Source organism: Parapedobacter indicus, from assembly GCF_900113765.1.
Taxonomy (GTDB): Bacteria; Bacteroidota; Bacteroidia; order Sphingobacteriales; family Sphingobacteriaceae; genus Parapedobacter; species Parapedobacter indicus.
Genome location: NZ_FOQO01000031.1, coordinates 1 through 1,217, shown reverse-complemented (window position 1 = coordinate 1,217; position 1,217 = coordinate 1). Strand labels below are relative to the sequence as shown.

At 59.5% G+C, this 1,217-nt stretch carries 1 protein-coding gene; it reads left to right on the top strand.

What is annotated here, in order from left to right:
• Positions 1-32 precede the first annotated feature (32 nt).
• A complete protein-coding gene (locus tag BMZ56_RS25340) occupies positions 33-1,169 on the top strand; it encodes a DUF1553 domain-containing protein (RefSeq protein ID WP_256213877.1) in 1,137 nt (378 codons plus the stop codon).
• The last annotated feature ends 48 nt before the right edge of the window (positions 1,170-1,217 follow it).

The following is a 1,217-nucleotide window of genomic DNA, read 5'->3' as shown; positions in this document are numbered from 1 at the left end:
GGCTCACCATCACCCAGGCGGACGTGGACAGCATGCTGCAGTTCATCAACAAAGCCGGCGACACGTCGGCGGTCTCAGTCTCGGTCATGGGCGAACGGGACGAAGTGCGGCCCACTTTTGTTTTGGACCGGGGTGTGTATGATGCGCCCACGGAACGGGTATATCCCGGTACACCCGAATCCATCCTGTCGTTTGACAGCACCCGGTATGCGCCCAACCGGCTCGGGCTGGCTGCCTGGGCCTTCAGCAAAGAGAATCCGCTGACGGCAAGGGTGTTTGTCAACCAGCTATGGGCGATGGTCTTTGGCCGTGGCCTGGTGGGTACCGTGGCGGATTTCGGCAACCAGGGCGAACTGCCCAGTCACCCGGAACTGCTGGACTGGCTGGCGGCGGATTTCCGTGACAGCGGGTGGGACGTGAAACGGCTGATCAGACAGCTGGTGCTGAGTGCAACCTACCGGCAATCGTCCCGTGTCACCAAGAAACACCTGGCGGAGGATCCGGAAAACGTCTATCTGTCACGGGCGAAGCGGATCCGGTTGCCGGCGGAATTCATACGGGACCTGGCATTGGCAAGCAGCGGGCTGCTCAACCGGGAGATCGGCGGACCGAGTATCAAGCCCTACCAGCCGGACGGGATATGGGAGGTTACCAGTTCGGGCAGAGGCACGTTGGCCAACTATGTGCAGGACCACGGCACCGACCTTTACCGGCGTGGGATGTATGTGTTCATCAAACTGACGGTGCCGCCGCCCAACATGCTGATTTTTGATGCCAGCAACCGGGACATGTGCGAGGTAACCCGCCAGCGCACCAACACGCCGCTGCAGGCACTGGTGATGCTGAACGATCCGGTGATCCTGGAAGCATCTCGTGTACTGGCCGGACAGCTGCTGCAGACGGCGCCGGACGCAGCGGCACGGGATCTCATCATGCATGCATTCCGGCGTATCCTGAGCCGGGATGCCGGTGAAAAGGAGCTGACGTTGCTGGAATCCTACTATGCGGATGAACTGCAACGTTACCGGGAATCGCCGGCCGATGCAGCCGCGTTTGTCGATGTGGGTGAAGCACCCCACAAGAAGACAGGGAACGTAGCCCGACAGGCAGCTTTGATGGCGGTGATCCACGGATTGTACAATTTAGAAGAAACCATTACACGGACATAACGTGGGTTACTAGTTGATAGCTGAAATCCGAAAGCCGAAAGCAGATAG